Origin of the sequence: Actinomadura sp. 9N407 (assembly GCF_044326315.1) — a bacterium.
In the GTDB taxonomy this organism is placed as follows: Bacteria; Actinomycetota; Actinomycetes; order Streptosporangiales; family Streptosporangiaceae; genus Spirillospora.
In genome coordinates, this window is the sequence record NZ_JBIRAW010000022.1 from 80,112 (window position 1) to 99,432 (window position 19,321).

Sequence of the window (19,321 nt, forward strand, 5' to 3'; positions counted from 1 at the left end):
GGGTGAGGGGCCGCTAGGGCTCCTCTGGGGCGGTGACGAAGTCGATGAGTTCCTCGACCCGGCCGAGCAGTGAGGGTTCGAGGTCGGTGAAGGCGCTCACCGAGCCGAGGATCCGCTTCCATCCTGCGCGCACGTCATCCTCCCAGCCCAGTGCGGCGAGCACCCCTTCCTTCCAGGGTACGCCGCGAGGCACGCGCGGCCAGGCGGAAATTCCGACCGCCGACGGCTTGACCGCCTCCCAGACGTCGATGAACGGGTGACCGGTGATGAGGACGTGAGGCGAGGACACCTGTGCGGCGATCCGGCTCTCCTTGGATCCCTGCACCAGATGGTCGACGAGCACGCCCAGGCGGCGTCCCGGGCCGGGCGCGAACTCGGCCACGATGGCGGGCAGGTCGTCGATCCCCTCCAGGTACTCCACGACGACGCCCTCGACGCGCAGGTCGTGCCCCCAGATCTTCTCCACCAGCTCGGCGTCGTGGACGCCCTCCACGTAGATGCGGCTCTCCTTGGCCACCTGGGCGCGCAGCCCCTGGACCGCGATCGAGCCCGACGCGGAACGCGCCGCCGCCCTGCCCGCGCCACCGGCACCGGTACCGGGGACGGGCCGTACGAGGGTCACCGGTTCGCCGTCGATCAGGAACGCCGCCTCGGTGAGCGGGAACACCCGCCGCTTGCCGAACCGGTCCTCCAGCGTCACGCCGAACTTGTCGCAGGCCACCACCGCGCCGCAGAAGCCGCTGCCGGGATCCTCCGCGACCAGCCCCGGGTCGGCGGGGATCTCCGGGATCTCGGGGGCCTCCGGGGGCCGGCTCGCGGGTACGGGCCCGCCGCGCGGGCCGCGTCCGAGCCGCCGGCCGCCGCGCCCCCGGCCACCGGACAGGATGTCGTCGCCATAGTCCTTGCTCCGCACGCTCAGGCACTCTAACGAGCCCTGACGCCGCCGGCACCTCCGAACTCGGCTCGGGTGCCCGTACACTTGGCACTCGGAAGTACGGAGTGCCAGTACGGGGCAGAGGAGGTGACCACGTGCTCGACGACAGGAAACTCGCGGTCCTGCGCGCCATTGTCGAGGACTACGTCTCCACCAACGAGCCGGTGGGCTCCAAGGCCTTGGTGGACCGGCACAACCTGGGCGTGTCGTCGGCGACGATCCGCAACGACATGGCCGTGCTGGAGGAGCAGGGGTACATCCACCAGCCCCACACCAGCGCCGGCCGCGTCCCCACGGACAAGGGCTACCGGCTGTTCGTCGACCGGCTGTCCACGATCAAGCCGCTGTCCAGCGCCGAGCGGCGCGCGATCGAGACCTTCCTCAGCGGCGCGTACGACCTCGACGACGTGGTGGGCCGCACCGTACGGCTGCTGGCCCAGCTCACCCGGCAGGTCGCGGTGGTGCAGTACCCCTCGCTGACCCGCTCGGCGGTGCAGCACGTCGAGCTGGTCCCGGTGGGCGCGCACCGGCTGCTGCTGGTGCTGATCACCGACACCGGCCGGGTCGAGCAGCGCATGATCGAGAGCCCCAACGAGCTGTCCGAGGAATCGATCGGGCACCTGCGGGCGTTGCTCAACACGTGCCTCGACGGCTGCGGGCTCGGCGAGGTCCCGAGCGCGGTGGCCGACCTGCCGGAACGGGTCCAGCCCGAAGACCGGCCGGTGCTGGCCGCGGTGCTCTCGGTGCTGCTGGAGTCGCTGGTGGAGAAGCACGATGAGAAGATCGTCTTCGCCGGCGCGGCCAACCTGGCCGCGGTGGACTTCTCCAAGAGCCTGCGCGAGGTGCTCGAGGCCCTGGAGGAACAAGTGGTGCTGATGAGGCTGCTCGGCGAGACCGGCGACTCCTCTACAGTTACGGTGCGGATCGGCACCGAGAACCCCGATGAGGGACTCCGATCCACGTCTGTGGTCGTGGCCGACTATGGCGTCGGCGACATGACCCTGGCCCGGCTGGGAGTGCTCGGGCCGACACGCATGGATTACCCCGGCACGATGGGAGCGGTACGGGCAGTGGCACGCTACGTCGGACAGATCCTGGCGGGGTCGTAAGTGGCAAACGACTACTACGCGACCCTGGGCGTCCGCCGCGACGCCGGCCCGGACGAGGTCAAGAAGGCCTATCGGCGGCTCGCCCGGGAGCTCCATCCGGACGTGAACCCGGATCCGGAGACCCAGGAGCGATTCAAGGAGATCACCCAGGCCTACGAGGTGCTCTCCGACCCCAAGAAGCGCGAGATGTACGACCTGGGCGCGGATCCGTTCGCGCCGGGCGGCGGTGGCGCGGGCGCCGGCGGCTTCGGCGGCGCCGGATTCCCGTTCAGCGACATCATGGACGCCTTCTTCGGCACCTCGGCCACCCGCGGCCCGCGCACCCGCGCCCGCCGCGGCCGCAACGCCACGCTGCGGGTCGAGCTCGACCTCGGCGAGAGCGCCTTCGGGACGACCCGCGAGCTGACCGTCGACACGGCGGTGGCCTGCACGTCCTGTTCCGGCTCCGGCTGCGCCCCCGGCACCCACCCCGACACCTGTGACACCTGTCACGGGCGCGGCGAGGTCCAGCAGGTGCAGCGCTCGTTCCTCGGCCAGGTCATGACGGCCCGCCCCTGCCCGCAGTGCGGCGGCTTCGGCAGCGTGATCCGGACCCCGTGCCCGGAGTGCTCGGGCGACGGCCGGGTCCGTACCCGCCGTACGGTCAAGGTCAAGATCCCGGCCGGCGTCGAGAACGGCATCCACATCCAGCTGGCGGGCGAGGGCGAGGTCGGCCCCGGCGGCGGCCCGGCCGGCGACCTGTTCCTGGAGATCGTCGAGAAGCCGCACGAGATCTTCGAGCGCGAGGGCGACGACCTGCACTGCACGGTGCAGATCCCGATGACCGCCGCCGCGCTCGGCACCAGCGTCACGATCGAGACGCTGGACGGCGCCGAGGACGTCGACATCAAGCCCGGCACGCAGTCGGGCCAGGTCATCACGCTGTACGGGCGCGGCGTCCGGCATCTCAACGAGAGCGGCCGCGGCGACCTGATGATCCATGTCGACGTCGAGACCCCGCACCGGCTCGACGAGGAGCAGGAGGAACTGCTGCGGGCGCTGGCCAAACTGCGCGGCGAGGAGCGTCCCCCCGGACGCTTCGCCCCTGGCCAGCGCAACGTCTTCTCCCGCCTGCGGGACGTCTTCAACCAGCATTGAAGAGTGACGGTGACGGCCTACCACGAGGGCCGCGACGAGGAACGGCGCTCATGACCGCGGGGAAGCGGTCATGAGCCCGCCGGTGTTCCTGGCCGACGACCTCGGCGGCGACCGCGTGACCCTCGGCGGCGCCGAGGGCCGGCACGCGGCCACCGTCAAGCGGCTGCGGCCCGGCGAGCGCGTCGACCTCACCGACGGCGCGGGCCTGCTGGCCGAATGCGTGGTCGTCACGGCCGACCGGGCCTCGCTCACCCTGGACGTCCTGGCCCGGCACCACCAGCCGGCCCCCGAGCCGCGCCTGGTGGTCGTCCAGGCCCTGCCCAAGGGCGACCGGGGCGAGCTGGCCGTGGAGACGATGACCGAGGTGGGCGTGGACGAGATCGTCCCGTGGGCCGCCTCGCGCTGCGTCACCCAGTGGCGACCCGAACGCCGGGAGAAGGCGCTGGGCCGCTGGCGCGGTGCCGCGCGGGAGGCCGCCAAGCAGGCGCGCCGCAGCCGGCTGCCGGAGGTCGCGGAGCTCGCCACGACATCCCAGGTGACCGAACGTCTCGCCGCCGCCGGGGCCGGTCTGGTCCTGCACGAGGAGGCCACCGGCCCGCTCAGCGCGGTGCGTCCCCCGGCTACGGGCGAGATCGTCATCGTGGTCGGCCCGGAAGGCGGGATCACCGAGGACGAGCTGGCCGCTTTCGCCGCCGCGGGTGCCCAGACCGTACGCCTCGGCCCCACAGTGCTGCGTACCTCCACGGCGGGCGTGGCCGCCGCCTCAGTGCTGCTGGCCGCCACCGGCCGCTGGTGACGCGGCACAGCCGTCCCACCCGCAGCCGACCCACCTGAAGCCGACCCACCGGACGCACCCAAAGCCAAAAGACCGGGCCCGCAGCCTCAAGGGCGGCGGACCCGGCCGGAACGTGCGGTCAGATCAGGCGGCGGGCTCTTCCGCACGCGCCGGGGCCGGCTGCTCCTCGGTGACCGGCGGCTCCGTCGTGTCGGGCGGGTTGGGCTGGGCGGAGCCGGAGTCCGACGGGCTCGGCGTCGGCGAGGTCGACGGGGTCCCGCTCGGGCAGGGCGTCGCGCCCGGGTCGGACCCGGCCTTGGTGCTCGGGCTGGCGCTCGCGGTGGGCGAGCCGGTCGCGGGCGGCGTGGCGCACGCGGTCGAACCCAGCGAGGTGTCCGGTGACGGCGAACCCGACTCGGCCGGGGCGCCGCTCTCGCTCGTGCCGGGCGACGCCGGCACCTGCGAGTTGGGCGGGACGCCCTGCGGGCCGCCCGGACCGCCGCCGGGACCGGCGTGCTGACCGGGATCGGACGGGCCGTTGCTGCCGGCGGACTGGATGAGGTCGATCGTCTGCGGGGCGGTGACGCCGATACCGGCGATCAGCACCGCGGCGGCGACGGCCAGGACAGGGCGGCCCCACGCCACGCCGAGGCCCGTACCGGAGAAGCCGAAGAACCAGTTCCAGCCGAACCGGCGCTGCGCCCGCTCGTCGACGCGGGTGCGGATCCGTTCCAGCCCGTCGGGCGCGGGGATGACCGCCTCCGCCTCCGCGTGCAGGGCGCGGCGGAGGATCTCGCCGTGCTCGTCGTGGGGCTCGGTGGTCATGAGAACTGCTCCAGGGTGTTGCGTAGCGCGGACATGCCGCGTGCCGTGTGACTCTTGACGGCACCGCGGGAGATGCCCATGGCCTGGGCGATCTGCGCTTCGGAGAGATCGGCGTAGTAGCGCAGGACGAGAGCCTCCCGCTGGCGGGTGGGGAGCTTGTGGAGCGCCTGGACGACCGCGGAGCGTTCGAGCTCCCCGATGGCCCCGGCCTCCGCGCTGGGAGCGTCGGGCAGTCCCTTGGGGGCGTACTTCTCGACGACCGCGCGGTGCCGCAGCACCGACCGCGACCGGTTGACCACCGACTGGCGCAGGTAGGACAGCGCCTTGTCGGGATCGCGCAGCCGCCGCCAGCCGCCGTGCATCGCCACGAACGCGTCCTGGACGACCTCCTCGGCCGTCCCGGCATCGCGTACGAGCATGGCCGCCAGCCGTACCAGCGAGCGGTAGTTGGCACTGTAGAGCGCGGTAACCGCCTGGTCGGCATCCCAGGCCACGGCCACCGCACCCGCCGTGCCCCTGGCCACGAGGGTCTCTGTCACGTCAGTGGGACGCCCACCCTCGTCGTCCGGTTTACGAAAGGGCATTTTCTGTCTTGCCTCAGTCAACCTGTCCGCCCTAGATGTAAAGGGCATGCTGTGCTGGTCCTGCCTCAGTCAACCCGTCCGCCCTAGATGTAAAGGGCATGCTGTGCTGGTCCCGCCTCGGTCACCTATCAGCCGCCTTCGCCGACCCCAGCCGCCTTCGCCGACCCCCGCCGTCCTCTCGGACGGTCTGTCCCCCGGCGGACGCGACGGGGTGAAGCGGCCGGTCGGGAGGCGTGGCGCCGCTTGCCGGGCCGGGGGTACGCCTGAGTTGACAACCCTAATCCAGCCGCGGGACGAAAAAGGTCCGAACCGGTCAGTAGTTGATCAATCCGCCTGTTGATCAGCGCGACCCTATCCGGGCCGACCACCCCGGGGCCATGGGCGGAGCGGTCTCGATAGGATCACCGGGATCGTGGCCACGCGCGGGAGGAGAACGATGACGGACTGCCTGTTCTGCAAGATCGTGTCGGGCGACGTGCCCGCGAAGATCGTTCGCGAGTCGGCGGGGACGGTCGCGTTCCGCGACATCAACCCGCAGGCCCCGACGCATGTCCTGGTCATCCCGCGTGCCCACCACCCGACCGCCGCCGAGCTCGCCGCCGCCGACGCCGGGCTGCTGGCGGAGGTGCTGGGCGAGGCGCACCAGGTCGCCGTGGACGAGGGCATCGCCGACACGGGCTACCGCGTCGTGTTCAACACCGGCGCCCAGGCCGGCCAGACCGTCTTCCACGTGCACGCCCACGTCCTGGGCGGCCGTGGCCTCAACTGGCCGCCCGGCTGATCCGTCGGCCGGCCGGCTGATCGGCGCCCCGCGGCTCCGACGTTTCGCGCGCGGCGAACCGGAATGAACAAGCGGAAAACCGGCGGCGTGACGTCGTGCACGGCCAGTACCATGGGAAGGGACACGAGCACGACACACCGCAGCGACAGAAGGCAGGTCGGAGAGGCCGCAAGGCCCGGCTGATGGTCGAATCAACTCACGCGGGACGCGGTGACGGGGCCCGCTCGCGGTCCCAGATCAAGATCGTGGTGCCGGACGACCATTCGATGGTGAGCCTGCTGGGCTCGCGGGATGAGTTGCTCCACGTCATCGAGCGCGCGTTCCACAGCGACATCCATGTCCGCGGCAACGAGATCACGGTGACCGGCGCCGGCTCCGAGACCGAGCTGGTGTCCCGGCTGTTCGCCGAGCTGATCGACCTGCTCAGGAGCGGGACCCAGCTCACCCCCGACGCGGTCGAGCGGAGCCTGGCGATGCTGCGCAACCCGGCCGAGGAGCGCCCGGCCGAGGTGCTGACCCTGGACGTGCTGTCCAGCCGGGGCCGCACGATCCGGCCGAAGACCCTGAACCAGAAGCGCTACGTCGACTCGATCGACAAGCACACGATCGTGTTCGGGATCGGCCCGGCCGGCACCGGCAAGACCTACCTGGCGATGGCCAAGGCCGTCCGCGCCCTGCAGGACAAGCAGGTCAACCGGATCATCCTGACCCGCCCGGCGGTCGAGGCCGGCGAGCGGCTCGGCTTCCTGCCCGGCACCCTCTACGAGAAGATCGACCCCTACCTGCGGCCGCTGTACGACGCGCTGCACGACATGGTCGACCCCGACTCCATCCCCCGCCTGATGGCCGCCGGCACCATCGAGGTGGCCCCCCTGGCGTACATGCGCGGACGTGCCCACCCAAACTCCACCAAAGTCCTCACCCCCGAAGGATTCCGACATATCGGCGACCTGGAGGTCGGTGACCTCGTGGTGGGGTCGAACGGTGAGCCCACCCCCGTGCTGGGCGTCTATCCCCAGGGGGAGAAGGAGATCTTCCGGGTCACCACCCAGGACGGGGCGTCGGTGCCGTGCACGGCCGAGCACCTCTGGGCGGTTTCGACGAGGGACGACCGCCGTCGCGGTAAGCCGCACCGCGTTCTCGAGACCCAGGAGATGATCGGCAATCTGCGTGCCGGGCACTATCACCGCTACGAACTGCCGCTCCTGAGCCAGCCCGTCGAGTTCCCCGCACGGGACATGCCGATGGACCCGTACGCGCTCGGTCTGCTGCTCGGGGACGGTTGCGTGACCGGATCCACGACGCCGAGCTTCTCCACCGAGGATCCGGAGCTGGTCGACTCGCTCGCCCGTCTGCTGCCCGGTACGGAGATTCACCGGACGAACCGCGTGGACCACGTACTGACGCGGGTCTCGGTACCCGGGCAGGTCATCACCATGGAGAATCCGGTGACCGCTGTGATGCGGCGCCTTGCTCTCGATGGCACGCGGTCCAACACCAAGTTCGTGCCTGAGCTGTATCTCTACAACTCTTCGGCGGTCCGGCTGGCCGTCCTCCAGGGGCTCCTGGATTCCGATGGCGGTCCGGTGACGCAGGCGTCCCGGACGTGTCGCATCCAGTACGCGACAACGTCGCCGCGTCTCAAGGACGATGTTCTCTTCCTGGTCCGGTCCTTGGGCGGCGTGGCCTATGAACGCGTGCGTCCGGCGGCCGGTCGCACGCCTGGCCGGGTGAAGGGCCGCTCTGTCGAGTATCGGCATGACGCCCACATCATCGACATTCGGCTGCCGGAGGGCATCGAGCCGTTCAGGCTCGGCCGCAAGCTCGAGAAGTTCAAGGCTGCGGGCGGCGGGCGTCCGCTGCGGTTCATCGAGAGCATCGAGCCCGAGGGTTCCGCCGAGGCCGTGTGCATCCAGGTGGCGGCGGCCGACTCGCTCTACGTGACCGAGGACTTCCTGCTCACCCACAACACGCTCAACGACTCGTTCATCATCTTGGACGAGGCGCAGAACACCTCGCCCGAGCAGATGAAGATGTTCCTGACGCGGCTGGGCTTCGGCTCCAAGGTCGTGGTGACCGGCGACGTGACGCAGGTCGACCTGCCCGGCGGCCAGCTGAGCGGGCTGCGCGTCGTCCAGGACATCCTGGAGGGCGTCGAGGACATCCACTTCTGCCGGCTCAACAGCAAGGACGTCGTCCGGCACAAGCTGGTGACCGACATCGTCGACGCCTACGGCCGCTACGAGTCGCGCGTCCCCGAGCTCAAGCAGGGCACCTCCCGCAAGCGGGGCCGCTAGATGAGGCGTCGAGCGGAGCGAGACTGATGAGCATCGAGGTGTTGAACGAGTCGGGCGCGGAGGTCGACGAGAAGGCGCTGCAGGCGCTGGCGCGGCATGTGCTGGACGGGATGCGGGTGCATCCGCTGGCGGAGCTGTCGCTGCTGCTGGTGGACGAGGCGGCGATGACCGAGCTGCACGAGAAGTGGATGGGCGAGCCCGGCCCGACCGATGTGCTGGCGTTCCCGATGGACGAGTTGCGGCCCGGGCACATGTCGGGCGGGGCCGATGAGGACGGTGAGCCCGATCCGGGGCTGCTGGGCGATGTGGTGCTGTGCCCGGCGGTGGCGGAGCGGCAGGCGGTCACGGCGGGCCATGGGCGGGACGACGAGCTGGAGCTGCTGTGCACGCACGGCATCCTGCATCTGCTCGGCTACGACCATGCCGAGCCGGAGGAGCACAAGGAGATGTTCGGCCTGCAGGCCGGCCTGCTGAACTCCTGGCAGGAGGAACGCGGGCAGCGATGATCGGGTACGGACCGCGATGAGCTCCACGCAGGGATGGCTGCTCGCGCTGGCCGTGGGCCTGGTGTGCCTGGCCGGGCTGCTGGCCGGGACCGAGGCGGCGCTGGCGCGGGTGTCGCGGGTACGGGTCGCGGACCTGGTCAGGGAGGGCCGCCGGGGCGCTGCGCGGCTGGCGGAGGTGGTGGCCGATCCGGCCCGCTACCTCAACATGGTGCTGCTGCTGCGGATCAGCTGCGAGCTGGTCGCCACGGTGATCGTGGCGGATCTGTGCATCTCGTGGCTGGACGAGACGTGGCGCGCCTACGTGGTGGCCGCCGCGATCATGATCGTGGTCAGCTACGTGGCGGTCGGGGTGGGCCCCCGTACGCTCGGCCTGCAGCATGCCGACCGGATCGCGCTGTCGGGCGCGGCGGTGATCCATCCGGTGACGCGGGTGTTCGGGCCGCTGCCCCGGCTGCTGATCCTGCTGGGGAACGCGCTGACGCCGGGCAAGGGGTTCCGGGAGGGGCCGTTCGCCTCGGAGGCGGAGCTGCGCGATCTGGTCGATCTGGCCGAGCAGCGCAGCCTGATCGAGCCGGACGAGCGGGAGATGATCCACTCGGTGTTCGAGCTGGGTGACACGCTGGTCCGCGAGGTGATGGTGCCGCGTACCGACATCGTGTTCATCGAGCGCGGCAAGACGCTGCGGCAGGCGCTGACGCTGGCGCTGCGCAGCGGGTTCTCCCGGATCCCGGTGGTGGGCGAGAACGAGGACGACGTGGTCGGCATCGCCTACCTCAAGGACGTGGTGCGGCGCAGCCACGAGCATCGCGAGGGCGAGTCGGTGGAGACGGTCGAGTCGGTGATGCGGCCGGCGACGTACGTGCCCGACAGCAAGCCGATCGACGAGCTGCTGCGGGAGATGCAGGCCCGGCAGATCCATGTGGCGATCGTGATCGACGAGTACGGCGGTACGGCGGGGCTGGTCACGATCGAGGACATCCTCGAGGAGATCGTGGGCGAGATCACCGACGAGTACGACGTGGAGACGCCGCGGGTGGAGTGGCTGGACGAGTCCACCGCCCGGGTGACGGCGCGGCTGCCGGTGGAGGACGTCGGGGAGCTGTTCGGCGCCGAGATCGAGGTCGAGGACGTCGAGACGGTCGGCGGGCTGCTGGCGCACGCGCTGGGCCGGGTACCGATCGAGGGTTCGACGGCGCGGGTGGCGGGGCTGTCGCTGCGGGCCGAGAGCATCGCGGGGCGGCGCAACCGGATCGGTACGGTGCTGGTGCACCGGCTGGAGGCGCCTTCCGAGGAGGGCGCCGAGGCTGGCCAGGCGGCGGGGCGGCCGGCCTCGGGTTGACCCGTTCCTCTCCGGGAACGGGGAGGTCATGGCGCGAATCGTTCCGCTGGCCGTGGCAGGGGTGGTCCTGCTCGTGGTCTTCAAGGGGTGCGGCAGGGAGGCGGAGTTCGACGAGCCGGGCGGTAACGCGGTGGCCGACGGTCCACGGACGCTGGCCCCGGCGCAGATGGGTGAGGCCGTGCTGACGCGCCCGGAGGTACCGGAGGCGTTCGCCCCGGCCGAGGACCGCGAGGTGTTCGCCGGGCTGCGGCCGGACGATCCCGACTGCGCCCGCCTGCTTCGCCTCGCCGATCTGCGGGACGGGGCGTCCTTGCAGGGACGTGAGGCGCATGCGGCGTTCTACCGGCCCCGGCCTCCGGCGTCGGTGGCCGAGCACGTGTTCCGGCTCGGGCCGGGTGAAGCCACGCGGTACGTCGCGAAGGCTCGTACGGCGGCGCGGGGATGCCCGGAGATCGGTATCCCTGCCGGGAGCCGGGAGGAGACCCTCGGACGTACGTGGCTGAGACGGCCTGCCGGGGTCAAGGACGCCGTGGGCGCCATCTATTCACGGGACGCCGTCTACTCACGCAGGCAGGGCGGGACCGCGTTGAGCATGTTGCTCGTACGGTCCCGCAACGATCTCCTGGTCCTGTCCTCCGCAGGCGAGGGCTTGGCCGGGGAGCCGATGGAGAAGCTCGCCGCCGGCGCCGTCCGCAAGCTCCAGGCGTTCCAGCTGGAACGGGCACGGCAGGCGACCCAGAAGACGCCCTGAGACCTCAGGTGAGGGTCGTACGCAGCGTTCCGTCGGGGGCTGCGACCAGGACGGGGGCCTTGGCGCCCAGATCCCGTACGGCGGCCACGTCGGGCGCGCGCGCGGTGTCGTCGGCGGTCACCACGGCGGCGGCCTCCAGGTCCTCGGCGCCGCTGGAGACGGCCATCGCCACCGCGACCTGCAGGGCGGTCAGTTTCAGCGAGGGCAGGTCGACGGTCGTGGCCGAGTAGGTGCGGCCGGTCTCGTCGCGTACCGCGGCCCCTTCCGCGGCGCCGGCGCGGGCGCGCGCCGAGCGGGCGAGAGTGATGATCTTGGCGTCCTCGGGGTTCATGTCGCTCACGGGTCCCAGACTAAGCCGTGCTGACCTGCGCTTGAAGCGGCGCCCGTACGGCCGCAAGCGAGCGGCAAGCGGCCGCCAAGAGGCGCGGGACAGGGTCGGAGACATCAACGGGCCCCTATCGCTGGGGCAAAGCTGCCATTGGGGAAAGCAGATGTCTCGACTTCTCTACCGCCTGGGGCGGGCCGCGGCGTTGCGGCCCTGGCGGTTCATCGTGGCGTGGGTGCTGGTCGTGGGTGCGGTGGGCGGTGTGGCCGCCGTGGGGGGCGGTGCGCTCCAGGACGACTACACCCTCGCCGGGACGGGGTCGCAGCAGGCGGCCGACCTGCTGAAGGAGCGGTTCCCGGACATGTCGGGGGCCGACGCGCGCGTGGTCGTACGCGCCGAGGACGGCGGTATCGACCAGGCCGGCGTGGCGGCGGCGCGCGAGCGCCTGGCGGCGCTGCCGCACGTGAGCGGGGTCGATCCGGCGCTGCCGAGCCGGGACGGGGCGACGACGCTGATCACCGTCCGGTACGACGTACCGGTCACCGATCTGGCGCCCGGCGAGACGCTCGACCATCTGCGCGCGGCCACGAACGGGCTGGCCGCGGGCCATCAGGTGGAGTTCGGCGGCCAGGTGCCCGAGAACGTGACCGCGCCCGGGGGCGTGGCGGAGGCGGTCGGGGTGGTCGCCGCGCTGGTGATCCTGCTGCTGGCGTTCGGTTCCGTCGTGGCGGCGGGGTTGCCGCTGGTGGTGGCGCTGGCCGGGCTGGGCGCCGGGGTCTCGGGGATCACCGTGCTCGCCGCGTTCGCGAACGTGGCGACGACGGCCCCGACGCTGGCGGTGATGACCGGGCTGGGCGTCGGCATCGACTACGCGCTGTTCATCCTCACCCGGCATCGGGAGGGCCTGGCCGAGGGACTGCCGGTGCCCGAGGCCGCGGGCCGCGCCAACGCGACCGCCGGCCTGTCGGTGCTGTTCGCCGGGTTCACCGTGCTGCTGGCGCTGTGCGGGCTGGTGCTGTCGGGCATCCCGGTGTTCATGACGATGGGCTTCGCCACCGGGATCGTGGTGGCGGCTACCGTGGCCAGCGCGGTCTCTCTGCTGCCCGCCGTACTGGGGCTGGCGGGACGCCGGGTGCTGCGCAAGCGCGACCGGGCCGAGGGCGCGCGGATCCCGACCGAGTCGCCCCGGGTACGGCGCTGGGCCGACCATGTGGGCCGCCACCCGTGGCCGTGGCTGATGGCCGCGCTGATCCTGATGCTCACGCTGGCCGCCCCCGCGCTCGGCATGCGCACCTGGCCCAGCGACGCCAGCAGCGAGCCGACGTCCAACACCGTGCGCCAGGCGTACGACATGGTGGCCGAGTCGTACGGCGCGGGCGCCAACGGGCCGCTGCTGGTGGCCGTCGACCTGCGCAAGGCCCCCGACACTGCCGGTCTGACCGAGCGGCTCGCCGCGACGCCCGGCGTGGTGTCGGTGGCGCCGCCGCAGGTCTCGCCGGATCGCGGTGCCGCCGTCATCGTGGTCACGCCGCGGTACGGCCCGCAGGACGAGCGGGCGCCCGGCGTGGTCGACCGGATCCGGGCGGACGTGCTGCCGCAGGGCGCGGAGATCACCGGGCTGACCGCCGCGTACGTGGATCTGAGCCGGACGCTGGACGAGCGGCTCTGGCCGGTGATCGGGGTCGTGGTCGCGACCTCGTTCCTGATGCTGATGATCGTCTTCAGGTCGCTGCTGGCCCCGCTGAAGGCCGCGGCGATGAACCTGCTGTCGATCGGTGCCGCGTACGGCGCGCTCACCGCCATCTTCCAGTGGGGGTGGGGGGCGGAGCTGCTGGGCCTGCCGCACAGCGTGCCGGTCTCCAGCTTCATCCTGCTGCTGATGTTCGCGGTGCTGTTCGGGGTCTCGATGGACTACGAGGTGTTCCTGCTCTCGAGGGTCCGGGAGGAGTGGCTGCGGACGGGCGACGCGCACGGCTCGGTGGCGACCGGGCTGGCCGTCACCGGCCGGGTGATCTCCAGCGCGGCGCTGATCATGGTCGCGGTCTTCCTCGGCTTCGCGCTCGACCCCGGCCTGGTGATCAAGCAGATGGGCGTGGGGCTGGCGGTCGCGGTCGCGCTGGACGCCACGGTGGTACGGCTGGTGCTCGTACCGGCGACGATGGCGCTGCTCGGCAAGGCGAACTGGTGGCTGCCGCGCCCGCTCGACCGGCTGCTTCCGAAGATCGACCCGCATGGCCACGTTCCGGCTCGGGCGGCCGGAACGGATGCCGAGAAGGCGGCACCCGAGCCGTCCCGGGTGTGATCTTGCCCGGCGTGTAACGGGGCCCACAGCATGAGCGCCATGTCCCGGTTTAGGCTGACCGGGACATGGCCAACGTGCGCGCGCTCGGGACCTTCGAGGCATGGCTGGACGGGGAAGCGGCCGATCTCGGCGGTCCCCGCCAGCGCTCGGTGCTGGCCAGGCTCGTGGTCGCGCGCGGCCGGATGGTCACGGCCGAGCGCCTCGTCGAGGATCTGTGGCCGGGCCAGGCGCCCCCGCGCGCCTCGGCGGGGCTCCAGTCGTTCGTGTCCCATCTGCGCCGCGCCCTGGAGCCCGGCCGCCCGCCCCGTACACCGGCACAGGTGCTGGTGACGGCGCCGCCGGGGTACGCGCTGCGGCTGCCGGACGACGGCGTGGACGTGTGGCGGTTCGAGACGCTGGTCGACCGTGCGGCCGGACGGCTGGAGGCGGGCGACCCGGCCGGTGCGCGCGGCTGCGCCGAGGACGCGCTGGCGGAGTGGCGGGGGCCCGCGTACGCCGAGTTCGCCGATCTGCCCTGGGCGGTCACGGAGGCCGCCCGGCTGGACGAGCGGCGCCGTACCGCCGTCGAGCGCCGCGCCGAGGCCATGCTGCGCCTGGGCGCCGCCGCCGAGGCCGTACCGGTCCTGGAGGCGCACGCGGAGGCCAACCCGCTGCGGGAGGACGCCTGGCGCCTGCTGGCCCTGGCCCTCTACCGGAGCGCGCGCCAGGGCGACGCGCTCGCGGCGCTGCGCCGGGCCCGTAGGGCGCTGGCCGAGGAACTGGGCGTCGACCCCGGCCCCGCGCTGCGCGGTCTCGAAGCCGACATCCTCGCGCAGGCACCCGGGCTCACCACCGGACCCGGGCCCACCACGGCACCCGGGCCCACCCGAGCGCCCGAGTTCGGCCCGCGACCGCGGCTGCGCCTCGCCCCCGCCGCCGACGAAACGATCTTCGTCGGCCGGCACGACGAGCTGGAACGGCTCGTCACGGCGGCCCGGAACGCGGCCGAGGGACGCTGCGGGCTCGTCCTCATCGGCGGGGACGCCGGAATGGGCAAGACCTCCCTCGCCGAACGCCTCGCCCCTACCCTTCCGGGCTGGACCGCAGGGTGGGGGCGCGCCTCCGAGACCGGCGGCGCCCCGGCGGCCTGGCCCTGGGCCGAGCTGCTGCGCGGGCTCGCCGCCGCCGAGCCGCCGCCCGCCGACCTGGCCGAACGGCTCGCGCCGCTGCTGTCGGACGGCGCGACTCCGCAAGCGGGCACGGGTTCGCAGGGTGGCACGGGTTCGCCAGGTGGCACGGGCGCGCAGGGCGGCACCGATGTCACCACCGGCCGCTTCCGCCTCCACCTGGCCGTCGGCGACTACCTGGCGGGGCTGGCCGGACGGGCACCGCTGCTGCTCGTTCTCGACGATCTGCACTGGGCCGACGAGGAGACCCTCGCGCTCCTGACCGTCCTGCCGCGCCGGCTGCGCGACCTGCCCGTCCTGCTGGTCGGGACGTTCCGGCAGACCGAGACGCCCGAACGCCTCACCGACGCGTTCGCCGCGCTCGCCCGGCACGAGCCGCTGCGGATCGCGCTGGCCGGGCTGCCCGCCGCCGACGTCGCCGCGCTCGTCCGCGCCACCTGCGCCACCGAGGTCGGCGACGACGAGCTGGCCGCGATCGCCGAACGCACCGGCGGCAACCCGTTCTTCACCCGCGAGACCGCCCGGCTGCTGGACGCCGAGGGCCCGGCCGCCGCGACCCGGCTCGTACCGGCGGGCGTCGGCGACGTGCTGCGGCACCGGATCGGACGGCTGCCCGAGTCCGCGCAGACGATCCTGCGGTACGCGGCGGTCGTGGGCCGCGAGGCCGATCTCGGCCTGCTCACCGACGTGTCCGGAGGTGACGAGGACGCGGTGATCGACGCCGTGGAGGCGGGCCTGGCGACCGGGCTGGTGACCGAGCCGGCAGCGGGGCGGATCAGGTTCGCGCACGCGCTCGTCCGCGACACCCTCTACACCGGCCTGTCCCGGGCCCGCCGCACCCGCCTGCACGGCCAGGTCGCCGGCGCGCTGGAGGACCGCCGTCCGGACGAGGTCGCCGCCATCGCCCACCACCATCTGGAGGCGGGCGCCGCCGACCCGGCCAAGGCCGTCCACTACGCCCGGCTGGCGGCCGAGGAGGCCGAGTCCCGCTTCGCGCACCGCGCCGCCGCCGACCTGTGGGTCCGGGCCGCCGAATCCCTGGGCGCCGGCGCCTCGCCGCACGAGCGGCTCGAGCTGGAGGCCGCCGCGATCCGCTCCAGCGCCCTGGCGGGCTCCGTCGTCAAGGCCCGCGAGCGCCGCCTGCGCGCCCTGCGCCAGGCCCGTACCCTCGGCGACCCCGCGCTGCTGGCCCGCGTCATCGTCAGCTTCGACGTCCCGACGCTGTGGACCAGCCGCGAGTACGGGACGCTCGACCAGGACGTCATCGACGCCGCCGAGGAGGCCCTGGCCGGGCTCGACGGCGATGCCGGGATGCGGATCCGGCTGCTGACCACGCTGGCGCTCGAACTGGAGGGCGAGCAGCACGACCGGGGCCTGACGGCCGCCGACGAGGCGGTCCGTACGGCCCGCGCGCTGGGCCGTCCCGAGCTGCTGGCGATCGCGCTCAACGGCCGCTACATCAACGGCTACCGGACCGCCGACGGGCTCCCCGAGCGGCACCGGCTCGCCACCGAGCTGCTCGACCTGGCCACCGCCCACGACCTGGGCACGTACCGCGTCCTCGGCCACCTCCAGCTCCAGCAGGCCTGCATCGCCGGGCGCGACCTGGAGGCCGCCCGCCGGCACCGCGAGGAGGGGATGCGGCTGGCCGAGCAGTACGGGCTGCCGCTGCTGGGCCTGATCGCCGACTGGTACGACGCGCTCGGCCACGCGTTCGCGGCCCGGTTCGGCGACGCCGAGCAGGCGTACCGGCGGGTCGGCGTCGCCATCGGCGAGACCGGCATCTGGAGCAGCGAGCGCGGCATGGCCCTCCTCGGGGTCTTCTGCCTGCGGCTGATCCAGGGCCGGGCGGGCGAACTGGTGGAGGAGGCCCGCTGGCTCTGGGAACGCTGGCGGCACGTCGGCGCCACCGCCGACCTGTACGCGCTCGCCCTGGCCGACGCGGGCCGTACCGCCGACGCCCGCCAGGTGGTGCGGGGCGCGGGCCCGGTCCGGCTCGACTACTTCTACGACCTCGTCATGGCCCTGCGCGGGCGCCGCGCGATCGCGCTGGACGACCCCTGTACGGCCGCCGAGGCGTACGAGGCGCTGCTGCCGTACCGGGACCACATCGCGGGCGGCGGCACCGCCGTGGTGACCATTGGCCCGGTCGCGCAGACCCTCGGCGACCTGGCGATCTTTCTGGACCGGCCCGGCGCGGCCGTCGGGCACTACCGGCACGCGGCCGGCATCGCGGCGCGGATCGGGGCGTCCTCCTGGACGGGTCTGGCACGCGAATCCCTGCGCGCGATGGGCGATCCGGCCGCCTGACCGGGCCGCGCCGGGTGCCTGTGGACGATCCATCCGCCGCGTACGCGACAATTGACAACGTGACATCGCTGGGAGAGACGACTCATCGGTCCGGCTTCGCGTGCTTCGTAGGGCGCCCCAACGTCGGCAAGTCGACGCTGATGAACGCCCTGGTCGGTACCAAGGTGGCGATCACCAGCAGCCGGCCGCAGACGACACGGAGGGCGATCCGCGGCATCGTGCACCGCCCCGACGCCCAGCTGATCGTGATCGACACCCCGGGCCTGCACCGGCCGCGCACGCTGCTGGGGGAGCGGCTGGACAGCCTGGTGCGCTCCACCCTCACCGAGGTGGACGTGCTCGGCTTCTGCGTGCCCGCCGACCAGACCGTCGGCCCCGGCGACAAGTTCATCGCCCGCGAACTGGCCGCCGTCAAGAACACCCCGATCGTGGCCATCGTCACCAAGACCGACCTCGTGCCGCCCGAGCGCGTGATGGAGCAGCTCGCCGCCGTGTCCGAGCTCGGGGACTTCGCCGAGATCGTCCCGTGCTCGGCCCAGAACGGCTTCCAGGTCGGCCTGGTCGCCGACCTGCTGATCCAGCGCCTGCCCGAGGGCCCGCAGCTGTACCCGGAGGGCGACCTCACCGACGAGCCCGAGCAGGTCCTGGTCGCCGAGCTGATCCGCGAGGCCGCCCTGGAGGGCGTCCGCGACGAGCTGCCGCACTCGATCGCCGTCGTGGTGGACGACATGGCCCCCCGCGAGGGCCGCGACGACCTCATCGACGTGTACGCGCACCTGTTCGTCGAGCGTCCCAGCCAGAAGGCGATCGTCATCGGCACCAAGGGCGCCCGGCTGCGCGACGTCGGTACCCAGGCCCGCAAGCAGATCGAGGCCCTGCTCGGCACCAAGGTCTACCTCGACCTCCGGATCAAGGTGGCCAAGGACTGGCAACGCGACCCCAAGCAACTCCGCCGGCTCGGCTTCGACTAGCTGTGTTCTAAAGCCCCGGCCCACGGCGACTCGCCTGGCGGCTCGCCGCCGTGACCGTGCCTTGTGCGAGCGCGGCATCGCTTCGCGATCTGGCCGCGTGAGGCTCGCCTCCGGCATCGCCTCACGCGGCCAGGTAACGCGCTCGCGCGACGGCTGAGGCCGTTTGAGACAGGCTTCTAGCGTCCCGGCTGCTCGGGCCCCTGCGGTGGCCCCTGCTCCGGCCACAGCGGCCACTGGGCCGCCTCCTGCTGTTGCCCCTGGCCCTGCGCCTGCTGCTGAGGCCACTGCCCCTGCTCAGGCCATTGCTGCTGGGCCTCTTGTGGTGGCTGCTGGGTGTGGGCGGCCTGCTCCGGTCGGGGTGTCGCGCGGTCGGCGCGGGCGGCACCGAGGCGGGCGGACAGTGGCCGGGCCAGGCTGAAGCCGATCACCAGCAGCGACATGGCCACCGCCAGGTACCACCCGGTGACGACGGCGACCTGGTATCCGACCGCGAGGTCGTCGGCGGCCAGCCGTTCCTTCAGATCGCCCAGGCGCAGCACGAACAGGCCGCAGACCACCAGCGAGAGGACGCCGGGGACGGCGCCGAGCGCCGAGATCCGGTCGTCCCGGCCGATGAGGCCCCAGAACGCCATGCCGACCGCGACCAGTGCCAGCACGGGGATGGCCACCACCACCCCGTCGGCCTCGATCCCGACCACCGTGCCCAGTTCGCGGACGATCCGGCGCCCGAAGATGTCGACGGAGATCCGTGCCTCGGCCCACGGCAGGAAGGCCGAGATCAGCAGCAGTACGGCCGACAGGATCACCGCGATGTTCCAGACGTTCCCCTGAGCGGCCGGAGCCCGTTCCGGTGGCGGCCAGGCGGCGGGATACTGCGGCTCCGCGTACCGATCCGCGGGCGGCAGGAACGCAGGCCGGGTCTCCTGCCCGCCCGCCGGATGGGCGCCGGCGGGCCGATCATCCTGAGCGGACGGATCATCCTGCGCGGGCGGGCCGGCCGAAGACGGGCCGGTGGGCTGCGGATCGCCCGGTGGCGGGCCTGCGGGCCGGCCTTCCGAGCCGGGATCGATGGGCGCCCAGTCGGCGGGATCGCTCGGGTGGTCCTCCCTGGAACCCTGGTCACCACTCATGCAGTCAGCGTACGGGGCCTGGCCGGTTGCGGTGGGGTGGGCACGACGGGGCCGGGCGATCGGTAGTTTGGAGGGAAGC

At 72.7% G+C, this 19,321-nt stretch carries 15 protein-coding genes and 3 pseudogenes; 13 read left to right on the forward strand and 5 right to left on the reverse strand.

Annotated features, from left to right (window positions below; genetic code table 11):
• Positions 1–13: 13 nt before the first annotated feature.
• Positions 14–913: a DUF3097 domain-containing protein gene (locus tag ACH34Q_RS29930; RefSeq protein WP_395986436.1), complete on the reverse strand. Its 900-nt coding sequence runs from the start codon at positions 911–913 to the stop codon at positions 14–16.
• Between the two features lie 116 nt (positions 914–1,029).
• On the opposite strand from ACH34Q_RS29930, the gene hrcA reads away from it, so the two are divergent.
• From hrcA to ACH34Q_RS29945, 3 genes are all read left to right on the forward strand, one after another.
• Positions 1,030–2,043: a heat-inducible transcriptional repressor HrcA gene (hrcA, locus tag ACH34Q_RS29935; protein WP_395986437.1), complete on the forward strand. Its 1,014-nt coding sequence runs from the start codon at positions 1,030–1,032 to the stop codon at positions 2,041–2,043.
• Complete coding sequence (gene dnaJ, locus ACH34Q_RS29940) at positions 2,044–3,180, forward strand: molecular chaperone DnaJ (RefSeq protein ID WP_395986438.1); 1,137 nt, start codon at positions 2,044–2,046, stop codon at positions 3,178–3,180. It begins immediately after the preceding gene.
• Between the two features lie 70 nt (positions 3,181–3,250).
• Positions 3,251–3,976, forward strand: a complete 726-nt coding sequence (locus ACH34Q_RS29945; protein WP_395986439.1) for a 16S rRNA (uracil(1498)-N(3))-methyltransferase — start codon at positions 3,251–3,253, stop codon at positions 3,974–3,976.
• Positions 3,977–4,099: 123 nt separating this feature from the next.
• On the opposite strand, the gene ACH34Q_RS29950 is transcribed toward ACH34Q_RS29945, so the two are convergent.
• A complete protein-coding gene (locus ACH34Q_RS29950) occupies positions 4,100–4,780 on the reverse strand; it encodes a hypothetical protein (RefSeq protein WP_395986440.1) in 681 nt (226 codons plus the stop codon).
• Positions 4,777–5,364 (reverse strand): SigE family RNA polymerase sigma factor, encoded by a 588-nt coding sequence (locus tag ACH34Q_RS29955; RefSeq protein ID WP_395986441.1) that lies wholly within the window; start codon positions 5,362–5,364, stop codon positions 4,777–4,779. The genes ACH34Q_RS29950 and ACH34Q_RS29955 overlap by 4 nt, the downstream gene beginning before the upstream one ends.
• Positions 5,365–5,800: 436 nt before the next feature.
• Between ACH34Q_RS29955 and ACH34Q_RS29960 the strand changes: the two genes are divergently transcribed.
• The 7 genes and pseudogenes from ACH34Q_RS29960 (at position 5,801) to ACH34Q_RS29990 (ending at position 11,038) form a co-directional block, all read left to right on the forward strand.
• A complete protein-coding gene (locus ACH34Q_RS29960) occupies positions 5,801–6,145 on the forward strand; it encodes a histidine triad nucleotide-binding protein (protein ID WP_395986442.1) in 345 nt (114 codons plus the stop codon).
• A 182-nt stretch (positions 6,146–6,327) separates the two neighbouring features.
• Positions 6,328–7,065: pseudogene (locus ACH34Q_RS29965) on the forward strand (PhoH family protein); the annotation flags it as partial.
• Positions 7,066–7,605: 540 nt separating this feature from the next.
• A pseudogene (locus tag ACH34Q_RS29970) lies at positions 7,606–7,851 on the forward strand (LAGLIDADG family homing endonuclease); the annotation flags it as partial.
• Positions 7,852–8,112: 261 nt separating this feature from the next.
• Positions 8,113–8,442: pseudogene (locus tag ACH34Q_RS29975) on the forward strand (PhoH family protein); the annotation flags it as partial.
• Between the two features lie 26 nt (positions 8,443–8,468).
• Positions 8,469–8,948 carry an rRNA maturation RNase YbeY gene (ybeY, locus tag ACH34Q_RS29980; protein ID WP_395986443.1) on the forward strand — a complete coding sequence of 160 codons (480 nt, stop codon included), beginning with the start codon at positions 8,469–8,471 and terminating at the stop codon, positions 8,946–8,948.
• Positions 8,949–8,964: 16 nt separating this feature from the next.
• A complete protein-coding gene (locus tag ACH34Q_RS29985) occupies positions 8,965–10,287 on the forward strand; it encodes a hemolysin family protein (RefSeq protein WP_395986444.1) in 1,323 nt (440 codons plus the stop codon).
• A 28-nt stretch (positions 10,288–10,315) separates the two neighbouring features.
• Positions 10,316–11,038 (forward strand): hypothetical protein, encoded by a 723-nt coding sequence (locus tag ACH34Q_RS29990; protein ID WP_395986445.1) that lies wholly within the window; start codon positions 10,316–10,318, stop codon positions 11,036–11,038.
• A gap of 4 nt (positions 11,039–11,042) precedes the next feature.
• Here ACH34Q_RS29990 and ACH34Q_RS29995 read toward each other — a convergent pair whose 3' ends face one another.
• Positions 11,043–11,369 carry a cytidine deaminase gene (locus ACH34Q_RS29995; protein ID WP_395986505.1) on the reverse strand — a complete coding sequence of 109 codons (327 nt, stop codon included), beginning with the start codon at positions 11,367–11,369 and terminating at the stop codon, positions 11,043–11,045.
• Positions 11,370–11,529: 160 nt separating this feature from the next.
• Between ACH34Q_RS29995 and ACH34Q_RS30000 the strand changes: the two genes are divergently transcribed.
• The 3 genes from ACH34Q_RS30000 (at position 11,530) to era (ending at position 18,112) form a co-directional block, all read left to right on the forward strand.
• Positions 11,530–13,665, forward strand: coding sequence for an MMPL family transporter (locus ACH34Q_RS30000; protein ID WP_395986446.1), 2,136 nt, complete (start codon positions 11,530–11,532; stop codon positions 13,663–13,665).
• Positions 13,666–13,730: 65 nt separating this feature from the next.
• Positions 13,731–17,141: an ATP-binding protein gene (locus tag ACH34Q_RS30005; protein WP_395986447.1), complete on the forward strand. Its 3,411-nt coding sequence runs from the start codon at positions 13,731–13,733 to the stop codon at positions 17,139–17,141.
• Between the two features lie 59 nt (positions 17,142–17,200).
• On the forward strand, positions 17,201–18,112 hold the full coding sequence (era, locus tag ACH34Q_RS30010) for a GTPase Era (RefSeq protein WP_395986448.1): 912 nt from the start codon (positions 17,201–17,203) through the stop codon (positions 18,110–18,112).
• Positions 18,113–18,288: 176 nt separating this feature from the next.
• On the opposite strand, the gene ACH34Q_RS30015 is transcribed toward era, so the two are convergent.
• Positions 18,289–19,242, reverse strand: coding sequence for a hypothetical protein (locus tag ACH34Q_RS30015; protein WP_395986449.1), 954 nt, complete (start codon positions 19,240–19,242; stop codon positions 18,289–18,291).
• Between the last annotated feature and the right edge of the window lie 79 nt (positions 19,243–19,321).